This is a genomic window from Andreprevotia chitinilytica DSM 18519 (genome assembly GCF_000711875.1).
Taxonomy (GTDB): Bacteria; Pseudomonadota; Gammaproteobacteria; order Burkholderiales; family Chitinibacteraceae; genus Andreprevotia; species Andreprevotia chitinilytica.
On sequence record NZ_JONM01000008.1, the window covers coordinates 1 to 17,831 of the forward strand.

The 17,831-nt window shown below is 62.5% G+C and carries 19 protein-coding genes; 1 reads left to right on the forward strand and 18 read right to left on the reverse strand.

From position 1 onward, the window contains the following. On the reverse strand, positions 1–188 hold a 188-nt coding region (locus BR41_RS23615), incomplete at its 3' end, for a helix-turn-helix domain-containing protein (RefSeq protein ID WP_156970670.1). Between the two features lie 202 nt (positions 189–390). On the opposite strand from BR41_RS23615, the gene BR41_RS11735 reads away from it, so the two are divergent. Next, entirely contained in the window at positions 391–1,836 is a 1,446-nt protein-coding gene (locus BR41_RS11735) for an MltF family protein (protein ID WP_084187079.1), read from the forward strand. 180 nt (positions 1,837–2,016) lie between these two features. Here BR41_RS11735 and BR41_RS11740 read toward each other — a convergent pair whose 3' ends face one another. The 17 genes from BR41_RS11740 to def all read right to left on the reverse strand — a co-directional run bounded on the left by BR41_RS11740 (position 2,017) and on the right by def (position 17,807). Continuing rightward, positions 2,017–2,664: a 4'-phosphopantetheinyl transferase family protein gene (locus BR41_RS11740; protein ID WP_035056687.1), complete on the reverse strand. Its 648-nt coding sequence runs from the start codon at positions 2,662–2,664 to the stop codon at positions 2,017–2,019. Next, on the reverse strand, positions 2,661–3,383 hold the full coding sequence (fabG, locus tag BR41_RS11745; RefSeq protein WP_035056689.1) for a 3-oxoacyl-ACP reductase FabG: 723 nt from the start codon (positions 3,381–3,383) through the stop codon (positions 2,661–2,663). Before fabG ends, BR41_RS11740 begins: the two co-directional genes overlap by 4 nt. Next, on the reverse strand, positions 3,380–3,871 hold the full coding sequence (locus BR41_RS11750; RefSeq protein ID WP_051710781.1) for a hotdog family protein: 492 nt from the start codon (positions 3,869–3,871) through the stop codon (positions 3,380–3,382). Before BR41_RS11750 ends, fabG begins: the two co-directional genes overlap by 4 nt. Continuing rightward, the gene (locus tag BR41_RS11755; RefSeq protein ID WP_035056691.1) at positions 3,868–5,052 is read right to left on the reverse strand and encodes a beta-ketoacyl-ACP synthase; all 1,185 of its coding nucleotides are present in this window, start codon (positions 5,050–5,052) and stop codon (positions 3,868–3,870) included. Before BR41_RS11755 ends, BR41_RS11750 begins: the two co-directional genes overlap by 4 nt. A gap of 10 nt (positions 5,053–5,062) precedes the next feature. Continuing rightward, positions 5,063–5,614 (reverse strand): DUF3261 domain-containing protein, encoded by a 552-nt coding sequence (locus BR41_RS11760; protein ID WP_169741290.1) that lies wholly within the window; start codon positions 5,612–5,614, stop codon positions 5,063–5,065. Next, positions 5,599–6,840 (reverse strand): NAD(P)/FAD-dependent oxidoreductase, encoded by a 1,242-nt coding sequence (locus BR41_RS11765; RefSeq protein WP_035056696.1) that lies wholly within the window; start codon positions 6,838–6,840, stop codon positions 5,599–5,601. The genes BR41_RS11760 and BR41_RS11765 overlap by 16 nt, the downstream gene beginning before the upstream one ends. Beyond that, entirely contained in the window at positions 6,830–9,166 is a 2,337-nt protein-coding gene (locus BR41_RS11770; RefSeq protein ID WP_035056698.1) for an MMPL family transporter, read from the reverse strand. Before BR41_RS11770 ends, BR41_RS11765 begins: the two co-directional genes overlap by 11 nt. A gap of 84 nt (positions 9,167–9,250) precedes the next feature. Then, entirely contained in the window at positions 9,251–9,814 is a 564-nt protein-coding gene (locus BR41_RS11775; RefSeq protein WP_051710783.1) for a LolA family protein, read from the reverse strand. A gap of 209 nt (positions 9,815–10,023) precedes the next feature. Then, complete coding sequence (locus tag BR41_RS11780; RefSeq protein ID WP_245615866.1) at positions 10,024–10,410, reverse strand: acyl-CoA thioesterase; 387 nt, start codon at positions 10,408–10,410, stop codon at positions 10,024–10,026. Positions 10,411–10,576: 166 nt separating this feature from the next. Next, positions 10,577–12,103: an HAL/PAL/TAL family ammonia-lyase gene (locus BR41_RS11785; RefSeq protein WP_035056700.1), complete on the reverse strand. Its 1,527-nt coding sequence runs from the start codon at positions 12,101–12,103 to the stop codon at positions 10,577–10,579. After that, a complete protein-coding gene (locus BR41_RS11790) occupies positions 12,100–13,032 on the reverse strand; it encodes a lysophospholipid acyltransferase family protein (RefSeq protein WP_035056703.1) in 933 nt (310 codons plus the stop codon). The genes BR41_RS11785 and BR41_RS11790 overlap by 4 nt, the downstream gene beginning before the upstream one ends. Positions 13,033–13,038: 6 nt before the next feature. Next, positions 13,039–13,794 (reverse strand): glycosyltransferase family 2 protein, encoded by a 756-nt coding sequence (locus BR41_RS11795; RefSeq protein WP_051710862.1) that lies wholly within the window; start codon positions 13,792–13,794, stop codon positions 13,039–13,041. A gap of 7 nt (positions 13,795–13,801) precedes the next feature. Further along, positions 13,802–15,514 (reverse strand): ApeI family dehydratase, encoded by a 1,713-nt coding sequence (locus BR41_RS11800; RefSeq protein WP_051710785.1) that lies wholly within the window; start codon positions 15,512–15,514, stop codon positions 13,802–13,804. Next, entirely contained in the window at positions 15,507–16,031 is a 525-nt protein-coding gene (locus BR41_RS11805; protein ID WP_035056705.1) for a COG4648 family protein, read from the reverse strand. Before BR41_RS11805 ends, BR41_RS11800 begins: the two co-directional genes overlap by 8 nt. Positions 16,032–16,049: 18 nt before the next feature. Next, a complete protein-coding gene (locus BR41_RS11810) occupies positions 16,050–16,322 on the reverse strand; it encodes a phosphopantetheine-binding protein (protein ID WP_035056708.1) in 273 nt (90 codons plus the stop codon). Between the two features lie 26 nt (positions 16,323–16,348). Next, positions 16,349–17,107 carry a beta-ketoacyl synthase chain length factor gene (locus tag BR41_RS11815; protein WP_051710788.1) on the reverse strand — a complete coding sequence of 253 codons (759 nt, stop codon included), beginning with the start codon at positions 17,105–17,107 and terminating at the stop codon, positions 16,349–16,351. Between the two features lie 163 nt (positions 17,108–17,270). Next, a complete protein-coding gene (def, locus tag BR41_RS11820; protein WP_035056711.1) occupies positions 17,271–17,807 on the reverse strand; it encodes a peptide deformylase in 537 nt (178 codons plus the stop codon). Positions 17,808–17,831: the final 24 nt, after the last annotated feature.

Below are 17,831 nucleotides of genomic sequence, written 5' to 3' on the forward strand. Positions count from 1 at the left end.
AGGGGTCGGCGGGAGCGATCCTGCAACCCGGCGGCGCCGTGTTCAGCGAAGCGGGCCAGCCATTTGTAGCCGGTCTTGGGGCTGATGTTGAAGGCGTGGCACAGCGCACGGACATTGGCGCCGGGGGCTTGGGCCAGCAAGACGAATTCGTGGCGTGAGGACATGGTGGAATACTCCTTCCAAGGCATCGCCTGCTCCTGTGAATGGTAAGGCGATGATCATAAAAGGTGTTACCCATGTCTCCCGACAAGTGTTACCTATGTCTCCCGGCTGAACACTGCGCTCAACCCAACCTACCGATGGCGATGGGTTTTCATGGCGGCAGGTAGAGCGACAGGCAAGTGAGATAACACCACCGGTATGACAAGAGGTTTCGGCTAGAATGGTCGAATGCGTCTGACATCAATCAGAACTACCTTATTTTTCATGGGTTTGGGGCTGGCCACCGTGCCGGCCTCTTCCGTCTGGGCCGCCCGGCATGCCAAGGCCAAAGTGGCCAAGGCGGCGCACAAGCCCGTGGCAGCTGCCGAAAATCCACAGCCGGATGCTGCACCAGCGAGCGAACTCGGTGATGCACCCTTCGACCCAGCCAAGCCGCCTGCGCGTCTACGGGTGCTGGTGGCGCAGGGCGCATCAACCTATTTCATCGCCAAGGGCAAGCCGCACGGTGTCGAATACGCCATGCTGCTGGAGCTGGAAAAATTCCTGAACAAGCAAAAAGCCAAGGGCGCGCAGGCGGTCAAGCTGCAGCTGATTCCGGTCGACTCCGGCGAGTTGATCCCGATGCTGAAGAATGGCGAAGGTGATATCGCAGCCGGCCTGATGCCGGTGAACGACGCCGCCAAAACCCTCGTCGCCTTCACCCAACCGTATCTGACCGACCGCTGGTGCGTGGCGCAGAACCGTAATGCGCCAGCGACGGATGAACCCTTCGACAAGTTGCTGCTGCCCGGTGCCAGCTACGGCAAGCGGGTGCTGGAAGACAGCGGCAAGTCGTATGAGGAAGCCCCGCTCGGCAGCAGCAGCGAAAAGCTGCTCGGCGGCCTGAACAAGCCGGGCGCGGACGGCAAAGCCACACTGGCAAGCCGCTACGTGCTCGATCTGTGGAGCAAGCGCTTTCCCAATGTGAAGGTCGGCAACTGTATCGATCAGCCGGGCTCGGTGGCTTGGGCGGTTTCGAAAGACCAACCGGTGCTGAAAGACACGCTGGACCGCTTCATCACCCAGCAAGGCCCGAAACTGGCCGAAACAGCGGCGAAGGTCACCCAGCGTTACCTCTCTGACGATGGCGCGGTGCCGACGCCGACCCAGATCGACCCGATCGACAAACTCGGCTTCTTCGCCCCGGCTTTTCAGTTGGTTGCCAGTGCCAATAACCTTGATTGGCTATTGCTCGCCGCCATCGGCCAGCGCGAAACCAAGCTCACGCCGATGGTGCGCAAGAACGGCGGCCCCACCGGAGTGATGCAGGTCAATCCACAAACGGCGCGCAAGATGGGCGTGACCGATCCGCACGGCAATGAAGGCAATATCACTGCCGCCGGGCGTTACCTTGCCTATCTGCGGCGGCTGTTCGACAACGCCGGCGTGTCAGACGATGACCAGCTGTATTTCATGATTGCCGCCTACAACGCCGGCGAAGGCCGCATCCAGCAACTACGCCGCCAAGCCGCCAAACAAGGATTGGACCCGAACCGCTGGCAGGGCAACGTCGAAACCGTCGCCCGCAAGAGCGTCGGCCCGCGCTTGCTGGATTACGTGAATACGGTCAGCCGCTATTACCTGGCGTATCAAAAGGCGGGCAAGGGCGCGGCGAGCGACGTAGCGGCGAAGTGATCGCGCAATCTTCCGCACGAGCCGTAGCCCGGACGGCATTGCCGGCCGGGGCCGCTATGTGAATGCCCCCGGGCCCGGGGGCGCTATGTAACCAACTTCCGGCCGGGGCCGCTGTGTGAGCAACCTCCGGCGGGGGGGCCTTAGCCAGCATCACATCCCCGGCCGGCAAAGCCGTCCGGGCTACGGTGGGACGCCAATATCCAGCAGCGCCAACTCGCATGGCTGCGGCCCGACAACCGTAATGCGATACGAGCCATGCATCGCGCTGGCCCAGCCCCATGCCGGTGAGATGTCTTCGTTGGTCAGCAGGCTGTCTCCGCCGACAACATGTTCACGCAACCCCGCTTTGAACGCTGCTTCCCGCAAAGTCCACAGCAGAAAGAAACGCCGCTTGGCCTCAATGGCATCTGCTTGGGCAATCCATTGCGCTTCATCGGCATGAAAGGCATGGGCCGAGAGCGCAATCGCATCGCGCTTTCTGGTGCAGTTCTCGATATCCAGCCCATAGCGATCCGCATTGACCGTGGCGGCAACAAGATCGCCGCTATGCGAGATGCTGCCCTGCAATTCCGGTGCGGTGGCAAAGACGGGATAAAGCGCACCCTCAACGATATCGACTAACGGATAGTCCCGGCCCAATTGGCGGGCAGCAGCTTGTGCCAATAACACCCGCCCGAGGATGAATTGCTTGCGGCGCACGGGGGCGTGGATTTGGGCGAGGCGGGTTTGGCTGGATTCCGACAGCTGCGCGATATCGGGTAGGTGCGCTGCACGATCCGAACGGCTATCGATCAGCAGCACAGTCAGAGCCGCAGGCAGCGTGGTCACGCCAACCCACCGTTCACCGAAATCACCTGCCGCGTGATGTAGCCGGCATCCGGCGACAGCAAAAAGCTCACTGCCGCCGCGACTTCCTCCGGCCGCCCGACCCGTTGTGCCGGGATCATTTTCATTGCCTGTTCCAGCACCAGCGGATCGACCATTTCGGTCTCGATCAGCCCCGGCGCGACGCAATTGACGGTGATGTTGCGCTTGGCCAGTTCCAGCGCCAGCGCCTTGGCCGCGCCGATGATGCCTGCCTTGGCGGCGCTGTAATTCACTTGGCCGCGATTACCGATCAGGCCGGAAACCGACGACAGCGCCACGATGCGGCCCGGCTTGCGGGTCTGGATCATCGGCATGGTCAGCGGGTGGAGTACGTTGTAGAAGGCGTCGAGGTTGGTGTGAATTACGCCGTCCCATTGCGCATCGGTCATGGCCGGAAACGCGTTGTCGGCGGCGATGCCGGCATTGCAGACCACGCCATACGGTGCGCCATATTCGGCAACATCAGCCTCAAGTGCCGCGCGAGTGGCGGCCCGGTCGGCGACATCGAATTGCAGGATGCGGGCGTTACGTCCCAGCGCGACGATTTCGGCAGCGACGGCTTCGGCTTCATCGAGGCGGCTGCGGCAATGCAGGATGACGTCGTAGCCATCACGTGCCAACCGCAAGGCGATGGCGCGGCCGATGCCACGACTGGAGCCGGTGACGAGGACGGTGCTCAAGCTTGTTGCTCCTGATTGTTCTGCAGCAGGGTGTCGAAGTTGTCTGGTTGCAAGACGGAGAGCGTAGCCTCGGCGAGCAGCTTTCCATCGGCAGCGCGGATCTCACAAGCCATCATTGTCATGCCGTTGCCAGCGGCGAAGTCATGTTTGGCATGGATCGACAGCGGTTCGCCCAGCGCAAAACCGCTCACGTGACAGACGTATTTGCGGGTGCCAAGCAGCAGCCCCGGTTTCACCGGTTCGCCGCGTTCGCGTGCTTCCCACCCCGCCAGCGCCGCCATCGCTTGCGCCATGTATTCGATCCCGACCCACGCGCCGATCTGACCAGTATTGCAAAACAGCGAATCCGCCCGAGGGGTGACGCCTGCGACAATTTCGCCGGGCGCGAGGGCCAGCACCGCATCCAGCAAGCGCATCGGGCCGGAATGGGGGACGAGTTCGGCGATGGTCGGCAGATTGTTTGGTATGGGGTCTGGCACGGAGGTCATCGGGTCAGCACCAGCGCAATATTGTTGCCGCCAAAGGCAAACGAATTCGATAGCGCGGCGCGGATTTCGCCAGTCTGGCCAACGTTGACCAGCGGCAGTGCTGGCAGGGCCGGATCAGCGACGCCGTCCCACACATGCGGTGGTAGGCGGTGCTCGGCATCGGTCAGCGCCAGCCAGCAGAAGGCGGCTTCGATTGCACCGGCCGCACCGAGCGTATGGCCGGTTAGCGACTTGGTTGAGCTGGCCGGCACACCCGGCAGCATGCCGGTGACGGTGAGGGCTTCCATTGCATCGTTTTGTGGTGTGGCTGTGCCGTGCAGATTGACGTAGCCGATGTCGGTCGCACTGAGATTGGCGCGGGCCAGCGCTTGGGTGATGGCCGCGATTGCCCCGGCCCCGGTCGGGTCTGGCGCGGAAATATGGTGGGCATCGGAGGTCTCGCCCCAACCGGCCAGTTGCACTGCGCCATCGTCGGGTTCGCGGCTCATCACGAACAAGGCTGCGCCTTCACCGATGTTGATGCCGCAGCGGGTGGCGGAAAACGGCCGGCAACGCGCTGCATCGACCGCCTCCAGTGACGAAAACCCGGCGATGGTAAATCGCGCCAAGGTATCGACACCGCCCGCCAAAACAACATCGGCCAAGCCGGCTTGCAGTAGTCGTGCGCCGCTGGCCAACGCCTTGGCGCTCGATGTGCAGGCGGTAGAAACGCAATACGCTGGCCCGCGCGTACCCAACTCGTATTGCAGCAGGGCCGCCGGCCCACCCAACTCTTGTTGCGCGTAATCGAACGCTGGAGGGAACTGGCCCGTGGTGGTGTGGGCCGCTATGGCAGCTTCGCCCTCGGCGATACCTGAGGTGCTGGTGCCAAGCACGATGGCGATGCGTTCTGGCGGTACGCCGGCACACAGCCGATCCAGTTCGGGGCGGATTTGCGCCAGCGCAGCCAGCAACACCGCGTTGTTGCGCGAGCGCAGGCCGATAGGCAGATGCGCGACGCTGGGGAGCGCTGCATCGATTAGCCCGAGCGTCAGCGTGCGACCGGGGCTGTAGGCATCCGTCTGTTGCATGCCGGGGCTGCTGCCGCTGAACAGATTGTGGCGCACGGTGGCCACGTCGTTGCCCAGCGCGCAGAGCAGGCCCAAGGCATTGAGATAAACGGGAGGGCGGGATGCGGTCATTCGAAGTCGCTCATTCGGAATCGGTCGCGGCGGAGTCGATGGTCAATATATAGCCCGCATCGCGGTGTTCCAGCTTGATGCGGCTGGCCCACGGTGCTTGGGCGGCGGGCGGATTGCCGGATAAGTAGGTCACCACGGCGACGATCTGACCGTTGCGCAGCAAGGTGCGCGTGTTGCCGACCGCATCGACGCTCCAGCCGCTTGGCAATGCGGCACGCAATGCATCGAGCGGGGTATAGGCCAGCAACAGGTCGTTGATGAGCTGCTCTGGCGGCAGCTTGAACGGCACGCTGCCTTTTTCGGCCTGTAGCGTGTCGCCGTCATAATCGAGGCTTAGCGCACGCAGGCCGAGTGCCATCAACACCACGCGCAGATGGTTGCTGTCGATCTCGGTGGCGGCGTCGATGGTCCAATGCTGGCCGGCGGCATCGATGCTGATCTGCTGGGCCATCGTGCGATCCGGGCCCAGCGATGATGGTGCAACGTGCCAGAGCGCGGGCGTGGTCAGCGCTGCGCATGCGGCCAGCGCTAGCGCCGCCAGTGCCATCAATCCGGCGCGCATGCTTTCACCAAGGCATTCAACCAGCGCTCCGGCTGCTGCACGCACGGGTTGGTCTGATCCCATGCATAGCCGGCCAGAATGGCGGAGATCATCCGGCGGATATCAGCGTTTTTGTCCTTGTAGAAGATCAACTGCTGGAAGCGGCCGTCGTACCACGCGTTGACGAAGGCGCGGAAGGTATCGACACCGCGTTTGAGCGGCACGGCATATTCGCTTTGCCAATCCACCGTTTCACCGTTGAACTGGCGCGCCAGCAAGCCTGCGGCCAGATGCGCCGAGGTCATGGCGATGGTTACGCCGCTGGAAAACACCGGGTCGAGGAATTCGCCGGCGTTGCCCAGCAGCGCGTAGTGCTGGCCCCACAAGGATTTGACGTTGGCCGCATAGCCGCTGATATGCCGCGCTGGCGTGTCCCATGTTGCATTTGCCAGCAAGGTGGCGAGTGACGGGTCTTCGTTCACCAGTGCCTGCAATCGTTCGGTATCACTGCCGGTGTAGCGATCCAGAAACGGTTGCGCGGCGACGACGCCGAGCGAGCAGCGGCCATTTGAAAACGGAATCAGCCAGTACCACACGTCCTGATGTTCAGGGTGGATGGTGACGCGGATCTTGTTGCGATCGAACGTACCCAGGGGAATGCCATCCGCAATATGGGTGAAGATCGCGCCACGCACCGGGAAGTCGGATGGTGTTTCCAGATCGAGCAGGCGTGGCAGGGTGCGGCCGAAACCGCTGGCGTCGAGCACGAAGGCTGCTTCGATCTCGTAGTCGTTGCCATCCGCATCGCGCACTTTCAGCCACGGCGCGTCGCCTTCCACATGCGCTTCCAACACTGTATGCCGGTAGCGGATATCCGCACCTTGCCTGGCTGCGCCATCAGCCAGCACCTTGTCGAAGGTGGCGCGCTGCACCTGATAGGTGGTGCCCCAGCCGGCAGAGAATTTGTCGCGAAAATCGAAATCGGTGTAGTCGTCACCGCAGACGAATGCCGCACCGTTCTTGTACTGGAAGCCGGCTTCGACCACGTCTTGCAGCAAGCCGGCTTTCTCGATCCATTCCATGCATTGGGGCAGCAGACTCTCGCCAATCGAAAAGCGCGGGAAGGTTTCCTTTTCCAGCACCACCACGTGCCGGCCTTGCCGACGCAAGAGCGCCGCGGCGACAGCACCGGCCGGGCCTGCACCGATCACCAGCACATCGGTTTGTTCGCGGGGTTTACTGCTCATGGGATGGGGTCTCGGTAAATAGGGCGACGTCTGCGCCGCTGCGGCGCAAACAAGGGGCGATCAACCAGGCAAGGCCAACGCCGGATAGCGTCGCGATGCCAAAGGTGGAGAGGGCCGGCGTGCGGCTGAATGCCAGCAGGCCGAAGGATAGGATGGTGCAGACTGCTGCGAGCGAAATGGCCAGCCGGATGCGGACCTCACCCGGATGCTCGTTGACGAAGATGCCGTAGTCGATGCCCATGCCGAGCAAGAGCAGCAAGGTCAGCACGGTGAGCAATTGCAGCGGAATGCCGATCCAGCCAAAGAGTGCCAGCGTGGCGATGCTGGCGAGGAGCGATGGCGCGAGTACGCGCCAGGTATCGCGCCGGTAGCGTCGCCATAGGATCAATGCGGTCAGCACATAAGCGGCGATCAGGCTCAGACCGAGCCGGTCGCGATAGCGGCCCAGCAGATCGGATACCTCTTGCGCCTTATCCACCCAGCGCACGCCGGGTAGCTGGAGCGCAGCCAAATTCTGCCGGGTCGCTGTATTCCAGAAGCCGCTCAGCATCACCATGCTGGCGTAACTGCCGTCCGGCATCTTGCCCAGCCACAGGTGACGGGCTGGCAGCGAGGCGGACGAGGCGAGCCAGTTTTCCAGCGTGAGGGGTGGTGTCGTAGTTTGTTGGCGGCGTATCCACTCGGCGGGCAAGCCGATGTCGTCGGCCAAGCTGTTGAGCAATGCCTGAGCGCGCAGGACTGCACGCTCATGCGCAATGGCGATTTGTTCAGTCAGCGGTGGCAGCCAGCGGGTGATGGCTTGGTAGCTATCGATTTCATGCCGGGCGACAAAGTCATCCAGCTGCCGCGCCAATGCCGTTTCACGCTCCAGCACTTGTTGCGGATCGTGCCCGGTGACGAAATAAAGCTGCGCGGGGCTGGCTAGTCCCAACAGCTTGCTGATTTCCATTTGCTCGGCCATCAATTGCGGATCGATGCCGGCCAGTGCGCGGACATCATCGCGGCGTTCCAGTTTCAGCAGCCCGCCAATCAACACCGGGGCAATCAGCAGCAACAGGATCAGCGCGGTACGGGGGCGCTGGATGCGTGGCCAATGGGCCAGTAGACGCAGAAGCTGTTCACCGAGCCAACCCGGCTCCAGCTTGGTTGGGGCAAGCCGGGGATACCACACCAGTTCGGATAGCCAAGCCGAAGCAATGCCAGTGGCAGCGAATACGGCCATTTGCGCCAGCCCGGGGAAGGGCGTGGCCATCAGCCACAAGTACGCCAGCGCGGTGAAGACGGTGGCGATCAACAGGCTGGGCAGCAAGCGCTCCAGCCGTTTGCCAGCTGGTACGGCTGCGCCGAGGCTGGTCGCGTGCAGCAACAAGCTGAAATCAACTGCTACGCCAATCAGGCTGGCGCCGAAGACCAGCGTCAGCATGTGGACCTTGGCGTAGACGGCGAACGTCACGGCGGCGGCAATGGTCGTGCCGGTGCCGATCGACAACGCCACCAGCGGCAAGGCCCGCCAGCCGCGAAACACCAGTAGCACCAGCAGCACGATGCCGATCAGTGAGCCGATACCGATGGTGGACATCTCGTGCTCGGCTTGCGCGGCAGCTTTGGCGGCGTGCAAAACGACACCGGCGCGCAACACAACGGCGTCGGGCTGTGCTGTCTTCAGGTCGGCAATGGCTTGATCCAGCCCGGCCGCCACGCGTTTTTGCACATCGAACGAAAAAGCGCTGCCCGCTACGGTGTACATCAATACCGCGTAATGACGGCCATCAGCTTCGACCCACAATTTGCCGCCATCCGGTCGCACCCGGCTCATGTCTCCAAGGCTGGCGAGCCAGTGGCCGAACAAGCCGAACGGGTCGTCTTGCCACGCCAGGCCGCTGGTCGAGACAGTGGCATAGGCATTGGCAAGCGCCTGGTTATGCCAGTCATAGGAGGACTGCAGCAGTTTGCGGTCGGCTGGGGTGACGAGGGCATCGCGGTACTGTGCGTAGAAATCACGCAGGGTGGCGAGATCGAGGCGGTTGCTTTCGTCACTGAGCGGCAAGGGCTTGAGCTTGGCGGCGATGAGATCAGCAGCGTGCGCGGCACGGGTTTTGTCCTGCGCGCCGACCAGTACGATCAGTTGCCGCTCGGATGCCTTGGCGAGTGAAGCCAGCGCTTTTTCGGCGACGGCATCGTGTTCATTACGCGGCAACAGGGCGAAGAGATCGGTATCGAGTCGTTGACCGAGTTGGGCGTGAGTGAGCGTCAGCCACCCGCCCGCCGTGAGCAGCACCAGTAACCAGACGAGGGCGAGCGTGCGCCAGAGGCGGGTTTCGGTCACCTGGGTGCTACGCCCCGCTGCAGGGTTTTACTTCCCCCTTCAAAAAAGGGGGGATGGAACAGCGAAAATTGAAATGTCCGGCTCTTATTCAAAATCAGCAATTTCCGCAGGGAGCAAAGCATCGCCATTGCTGACCTGACTGAAGGTGATGCGCGTGACATCGCCGCTGGCCGCATCCAGCTCGATCTGGTCGATGGCCTTGCTGCCATCGAGTTTCAGCCCGCGAATCAGTTTGGCGAGCGCCGCATCCTTGGGGGCGAGCTGCAGCTGCCAGCCTTTCACGCTGGCATCGCCAGTCACGTTGAAATAACGCTCCAGCGTGGCAAAGTCGCCGGCGAACAAGGCGAACAGCACAGTGCCGACGGTTTTTACCGCCGGCTCCTTGTCGGCCGAGAGTTGCATCAACACCTGATCGCCGCTCTTTTGCACGATCGCTTGCCGGCTGATTTTCAGCTTGCTGGCGAACGGTTTGATGGTCTGCCACACCACGCCGCGCTGCTTATCCACCACGAAATGGCCGGTGGATTTGAGCGGCTTCTTCACGCCGACCAGTTCGCGGGTTTGTGCGAAATCGCCGCGTACCACGCGGCTGTCGGTGACTTGTTTGGCGACGCGGTCGAGTAGGTCGCTGGCCTGGGCGCTTGTCATTGCGAACAAGAACAGGCATGCCCAAAGCAAGCAGCGAATTCTGCAGGAGCGAGCTTGTGCCCCACAAGCGTGCGATGGCTTGCCGTCGCTCAGCTTGGAAATACCCTTGGGGTGCTCGCGATGACGCTGCTTCGAATGACACATTGCCATCGCGAGCAAGCTCGCTCCTACAGGGGGGGCGATGCGATTTGCTAAGTCCGTGGCATGGTTCACGGGAGAGGTACTCCAAGCTTTTCAAACAGGATGGCTGGCGATACGAAGCACATCTCGCCGCTGGCAATGGCGACCGCGACCTGCACGGTATGGCCCTGCGTGAGCTTCTCGTCACTGGCTGCGTCGCGGATTTCGTACTGGACCTTCAACCGGTTCTGCCATTCGACCAGCGTTGCTTCGACGATGATTTTTTGCAGGTAGCCGATCGGTTTGGCGTAACGGATGTTCAGTTCGATCACGGGCCAGCTGTAGCCGGATGCCTGCATCTGCGGTACGTCGTAACCGATGTCTTGCAGCAGTGCCGTGCGGGCATGTTCGAAATAGCGTGGGTAGTTGCCGTGCCAGACGATGTTCAGCGGATCGAGATCGTGAAATTGCGGCACGAGCTCGACGCGTGCGCTGCGCAGTTTCGGGGACTGCTTGCTTCCCCCTTTTTGAAGGGGGATCGAGGGGGATTTCGAGGCTGCTGCAAGTTGAGATGTCGCAGAAACCCCCCCTAACCCCCCTTCAAAAAAGGGGGGAGGTGTTGAAGATTTCGACGGTCGCGTCTTAGTCATAAAGTGCCCAGCGGTGCGCCGCGATCGCCGCCAGCAACTCACGTAGCGTGGGCTCCAGCGCGCTGTCTTCGCTGATGAAAGGGATTTGGCCATTGAGGTCGGCGACGAACTGCGCCGCCGCCGCTTGCAACGGCAGAGCGCCGTTTTCGGTTCGCTCGCGCAAGGCGATGCCCTGGCGCACGGTGATCAGCATGGCGGCAACGACTTGCTCGGTGAGCGTGAGCACACGCAAGCAATCACGTGCCGCGATGGTGCCCATGCTGACCTTGTCCTGGTTGTGGCATTCGGTCGAGCGGCTGAATACCGAGGCGGGCATGGTCAGCTTCAGCGCTTCCGCAGTCCAGGCCGAGGCGCTGATCTGCAATGCCTTCAAGCCGTGGTTGATGGCAGCTCGCTCGCCGGTCGCGCCGGAAAGATTGGCGGGCAGGCCGTTGTTGTAGCGGGCATCGACCAGCAGCGCCATTTGCCGGTCCAGCAGATCGGCTACATTGGCGGCGAGGTTCTTGAGGCTATCCATGGCGAAGGCGATGTGGCCGCCGTAGAAGTGCCCGCCATGCAGTACCCGCTCGCCTTCACCATCGATGATCGGGTTGTCGTTGGCGCTGTTGAGTTCGTTCTCGATCATGCTGCGGAAGAATGGCAGCGCGTCTTGCAGGACGCCGATCACGTGTGGCGCACAGCGGAGCGAGTAGCGATCCTGCAAGCGATGATCCTGGCTGTTGGTATCCATCAGGTCGGCGCGCAAACGGGCGGCGATCGCTTGTTGGCCGGCATGCGGCTTGACCGAGAACAAGGTGGCGTCAAAGTGATACGGGTTGCCGCCAGCGGTGACGACTGCCAGGGCGGTGATGCGGGTCGCCAGCCGGGATAGATAGTCGGCACGCTGCCATGCCAGGCAAGCCAATGCGGTCATGACCGCCGTACCGTTCATGATCGCCAAGCCTTCCTTGGGGCGCAGCGTGAACGGTTTGCGCCCGACGGCCGCCAAGGCTTCGGCGGCCGGCACGATCTGGCCCCGGAAGCGCACGTCGCGTTCGCCGCACAGCGCGGCGGCCACGTAGGAGAGCGGGGTCAGGTCGCCGCTGGCACCGACCGAACCCTCGGCCGGGATCAGCGGCAGGATGTCGTGTTCCAGCAGCGCGGCGAGCTGTTCCAGCAAACCCCAACTCACGCCGGAAAATCCGCGCGTCAGTGATGCCAGCCGCGCGGCGAGAATCGCCCGCGTGGCCGGTGCATCGAAATGCTCGCCCAAGCCGCAGCCGTGATAGGTGTACAGATGGTGTGGCAGTTCGGCGACCAGATGCATGGGAATGCCAACGGTGCACGAGTCGCCATAACCGGTGGTAACGCCATAGATCACGCCTTCCTCCGCCAGCAAGCGATCCAGAAAGGCGGAGCCGGCATCGATGCGGGCGCGAAACGCTGGCGAGGAGTCGAGTACGGCGCGAGCGTTGCCGTGGGCGATGGCGACGATGTCGTCGATGGTGAGTGGTGCGGGGCCGAAGGGGATGTGTTTCATCGGGTCCAAAACGGGAAAAAGTTGAACCACTGGAATGGTGCGGTGCTGCATTCCTTAGCCATCATAGCTGCGAACGCTTGCGCGGGTTCGGCAGCGGCGGCCCGCCGGTTCTGCCGGGGCAGCACGACGCGTTCAGCCAGGGTGGCGAGGGTGATGTGAAAGCAGTTGTTGCGGCGACAGGCGATCATGCCGATCAGCGGGCATTTGAACAGGCTGGCGAGCAGATAGGGGCCGAATGGCAGCGGTGCGGCCGCGCCGAGGAAATCGACCTCAACGATGCCGCTGGCGTGTGCGTTGCTATCCGACAACGGCACGCGATCGCCGGCAATGACGACAAATTCGCCAGCCTCAACGCGCTCGGCCAAGAGCATGGCGGTGGCGGCAGAGATATCGCTCACCTGGATCAAATCAATCTGGCTGGCCGGGTTCAGCTCGCGCATCAGCTGGTTGAAGCGCTGGGCTTGTGGCGTATGCACCAGCACGTTCAGCCGGATGCTGCTTTTCTCGCGCGCGAGCACACGGCACAGCTCGGCATTGCCAATATGCGCCGTCACGATCACCGCGCCCTGGCCGGCGGCCATCCGGTCTCTTAAGACGCCCGGGTTTTCGATGGCGTAGATCACGCGATCGAGATCGCCGCTCCAGACCAGCAGCTTGTCGAGCATCATCTCGGCGAAGGCGGTGAAGTGCCGATAGATATTGGCAAGCGTAGGGGGCGGCGTGTGACCGGCTGACGCACGGTGCAGCCGGGTCAGATAGTCCTTGGAGGCGTGGCGCGCGATGGCGTTGGTGAGTACGTACCAAGCCAGTACCGGATAGAGCACCAGCCGGAATGGCCAGCGCCCGAGCCGGTGGTAGATGGCGAACATCAATTTCATGCCGGAGAGAAAGCCGGCTTCGCCAATTTTGGCCCAATGCGAAGATTGCATGCGGGGCTAAGCGGTTCGTTCGCCAGCGCGGCCGGTGACGACGCGCCACAGCAACATCGGCAAACGCGGCAGCATGCCGATCAGGAGCCGGACGCCTTGCCAGACCATCAGCAGGTTGTCACACCACAGGCGGTAATGCGAAACGCCATCCTGCGGATAATGCACGCGGGTGGGTACGGTGAGGATGGGTACGCCGGCCCAATCCAGCCGCACGATGATGCTGGAGTCGAAATCCATGTGCCGGCCGATGGGCGCATGCTGGATGACGTGCATGGACTCGGCGAGCGGGTACAGCCGGAAACCGCACATCGAATCGCGAATGCGCAGGCTAAGCGTGACGATCCACACGAATACATGAGTCAGGTAGCGGCCGTACAGGCGTTCTTTGGGGACGGTTTCGTCAAAGATCGGTACGCCGCAGATGATGCTGTCGGGGTGGGTGGCGGAGAGCCGCAGGAATTTGGGGACGTCGGCCACGTCGTGCTGACCATCCGCATCAAGTTGCAGGGCATGGGTATAGCCGCGCTCGAATGCATGGCGCAGCCCGTACAGCACTGCGGCTCCCTTGCCCTGATTGTGCGAGTGACGCAGCAGTTCGATATCGTCGCCGCTTGCCAGTGCATCGAGCACCTGCGCACAGGCCGCGCTGCTGCCGTCGTCGACCAGAATCACCGGCAAGCCCGCCGCACGCAATGCGGCCACCACCCGGCCAACTGCATGTTCATGGTTGTAGACCGGCACGATGGCGCATGGTCTATGCATTGCCACCTCAGTCATTGCCGGCTTCTCCTTCTGCTCGGTCTTCGTTGAATCGCAATTTACCGCTGGCACACACGTACTGGCCCTTCTGATAAACAAACTGTAATTGTCCCCGCTCCGGCTTGCATTCCAGCGTGAGCGTCACCACAGCGCCGGGCAGGATGGCGTGCTGGAACTTGATCGCATCCATGCCGGCAAAATGCGGCGGCAGTGTAAGCAGCTTACGGGCAAAATGCACGGCCCATTCGATCTGCACCACGCCAGCCAGCACCGGCGAGCCGGCAAAGTGCCCGTCGAACCAGGCCAGCTCCCGCCCGATTGCCAATTCAAGCGTAGCGGTGTTGCCGGTGGTTTGTTCGGTGATCACCTGCGGCCAGCGCTGCGGGGCGAATAGTGCTGCGATATCGTGAGCGGCGATCTTGCCCATTGCGTTCTGCGGCAGGGTGGTGACAAAGCGCCAGCGGCGCGGCAGGCCGATCCGCTCGATGCTTTGCGCGAGCAGGGTGCGCAAGGTGCGGGTGAAGGCGGGTTCGCCCTGGGTGGCTAGCTCATTGCGGCCGGTGGCATTGAGCACCACGGCCGCGCCAACCTCTGCACGTGCGCCTTCCAGCACCGTGACCCGTGCATCGTCGATCCAGCCGCTTGCGCGCAAGGCGTCTTCGATGCGGGTGAGCGAGATGCGTTTTTCTTCGATCTTGGCGATGCGGTCGGCGCGGCCGAGCAGCCGGAAACCGCTGGTGGTCAGCTCGGCACGGTCGGCACAGGCGAACCAGTCCTGGTCGGGCAGGAAGGGCGAGCGGGCATACAGCGCACCTTCTTCATCCACCTTGACCGCGACGCCGGGCAAGGCCGCCCAATCTGCCGTTGGGTCGTTCCGCCAGGCAATGCCGCCGGTTTCCGAACTGCCATAGATTTCATGCACCGATACGCCCAGCCGTCGCGTCGCGTCGCGACTGGCCTCTGCTGGCAACGGCCCGCCAGAGGAAACGATGGCACAGAAATGCCTAGCCAATTCCGGCCACGCCAGATGATCCGGCAGCCGTTTGAGAAAGGCCGGGCTGCTGATCAGCATGGCTGGCCGTTCGGCGGCCTGCCACAAGCCTTCCGGGTAGGCGATGGTGTCGCCGACGAGTACGCCGCCACTACTCAGTGGCCAAAGTACGCGAAAGAGCAGCCCGTACAGATGTTGCGGAGAAACGGTGCCGACGACCGGGGTACCGGGTGGGCAGCGCTGGCCGAACAGCTGCTGCTGCGCAGCCATTTCCGCGTCGAGCTGATGCAGCGCCTTGGCAATGCGTAGCGGCGCGCCGGTAGAGCCGGATGTGAAGACCTCGACCGCCACATGGTTGGCTGGAATCGGCGCGAGCGAAAGCGGGGCTGGATCGCACCGCCAGTCGGTCAGGCTGCCGTTGCCCAGATCGCCAATGTAAAGGTTGGCGTGCTCGCGCAAGGCGGCACAGCTTGTCACCGTGTTGTCACCCGGCAGGATGACCGTGCGGCGGTCGTGCCAACCGGCTAATAGCCAGACGGTAAAGCGGTAGACGTCCGGCTCGAACAAGGCGATCGGGCCGGCGGCTGATGCGGCGGCGAGGGTGGCGATGGCTTGCGTGACGTCATGGCGCAGGGTTGCCCGTGTGAGCAATTCGCCACCGTGCAGCGCAACCGGCAAGTCATCCGAACCGGCTAGCGCGCCGAGCGTTAAGGAATAGCGCGGCTCAAGCATGTTGACGTACCCGGCGGCGAATCAGCCATTCAATGCCAAACATCGTTCCGATCAGCAGGTAGGCAATCAGGCCGTTGTACAGCGCCCAGATTTTGGGCGGGGCAAAGACGGTGGCGAGCGCGATCAGGCCGTTGGCGGTGAAGAACACGCACCAGGCTTGGGTGACTTTGCGGGTGTAACGCACGCCGGATTCCGGCAAATCCGGCTCGCGCAGGCGCGCCAACCGTTCGATCACGGTTTGTGGCGCATGCAGGCTGGCAGCAAAGACGGCAAGCAAGCCGGCATTGACCAGCACCGGGTAAAGCTTGACCGGCAAATCCGAGCGCGCGATCAGGGCGGCTGCGCCGAGCAGTAGCGCAATCGGCCCGATCCAGCCGGCGCCGGGCAGCGCATGGCGTTTGTGCCAGGCAAGCGGCAGCAAGGCGAGTCCGGCTAGCCAGAATGGCCAGCCAAGCCAGTGGAACAACCAGAACAACAGCGGAAAAACGAGCCCGATCAGGCCGGAAAGCCAAGACATGCGTGTACAGATGGCCTGTTATTTGGTGCGATTGGCGCTGACGAAGGCGACCAGCGTCGCCACCGAGGCGAAGTGTTGTCGTGTTTCGGCTGAATCGGCAGACAGGCTCAGCCCGTAGCGTTTCTGTAGTGCCACGCCAAGTTCCAGCGCGTCGATGGAGTCCAGGCCCAGACCCTCAACAAACAACGGTGCATCGGTCTCAATATCTGCCGGTGTAACGTGCTCAAGATTCAGGCTATCGATGATCAGGGTCTTGATTTCATCGACCAAGGGATTGAGCGGGGGTGTCATGCGTCTTGCTTCCTTGCCTGAGTGTTCTAATTGCCAGCGTAAACGGCGGGGTGGATGAATGGGGTGGATTCATTGCGTACGAGCTGCCAGCCGTCGCTTAATGCCTGCGTTGTGGCGGTGCCGAGCATGAAACGCAGCAGTGCCAGCCCAGGTTCATTGTTGTCGAGGTGCACGCCTGCCTGGGTTTGCAGCGAGAAGTCGTCGCCACGCATCAACGCCAGTACGCATGAATAGGGTGCGGCATCGGCGCTGGAATTGGCGGCGGCAAAGTCGGCGTAAATCTCGGGTAGCGGGGCATCGCACAGTATTAACCGGACACTATTCGCACCATCTGCCAGCAGCCCGAGCGCTTCGACGATGCCCGCCAAGGCGCTGTCGCGACCGGCAGCAATCGCGGTGACGTTGACGACTTGTTTGCTGGCAATGGTGAACAAGCCGGCTGTCGCGTTGTGGACTGCCATGCTGAACGATTGCGGCGATACCTCGCCACTGCTGGCCAGCGACTGCAGCAGTTCGACCGAACGCGGCACTTCGCCATGCCGGGAAGCAAACACGATCGGGCTGGTGTCGTCGGGGAGTGCGTACAGCGATTCAAGCGCGATGCGGCCGAACCGCTGCGCGCGCCGCCGCAGCATGGGGGGCATGGCTGCTACGGCAGGTTCGCCGTCGACACCAATCTGCCGCTCGCCGCGTGCCCACGCCAGCCAGCTTTCGGCATCCGGCAATCCCGGAGCCCAAGCCGCCCAGTTTTTCAGGCGAAAACAATGCGCGGTGGAGGAGGTCATCTCGGCAAATCTTGGTAATGGCGTGCAACGGCGCAAGGTGATGCGCTGTTGCGGCAGCCGAAAAAAATAGCCGGAAATGATGCCGGAGCAGGGGAACTATTTCAATGCAGTGATAACCCTTGGTAGGCGATGGGTGTCAATAGGTCAATGCCGGGTACTGCATTCAATCGTCACCACGATCCTGCAAGTCTGGAAACAGCACCTCGTTGTACCCAAAGCGGGTCAGATCGCGAATCCGCCTGGGGTAGAGAACGCCCCACAGGTGATCGCATTCGTGTTGCACCACGCGGGCGTGAAAGCCGGATACCGTCCGGTCGATCACGTTGCCGTGGGCGTCGAAGCCTTGGTAGCGCAACTGGGTATGGCGCGGCACTTCGCCCCGCAGGCCGGGCACGGACAGGCAGCCTTCCCAGCCCAGTTCTTCCTCATCAGTCAACGCGGTAAGCACCGGGTTGATCAGCACCGTTTCCGGCACGGCCTCGGCAGCCGGGTAACGCGGGTTCTGCTGGAAGCCGAAGATCACCACCTGCAGGCTCACACCGATCTGCGGTGCGGCAATGCCGACACCGTTGTAGGCGTGCATGGTCTCGAACAGATCGGCGACCAGTTCATGCAGCTCTGGCGTATCGAACGCGGCGACCGGTTCAGCCTGCAGCAGCAGGATCGGATCGCCCATTTTCAGTACGGTGCGGACAGTCATTGCGGCTCTTTGATGGATGAATGG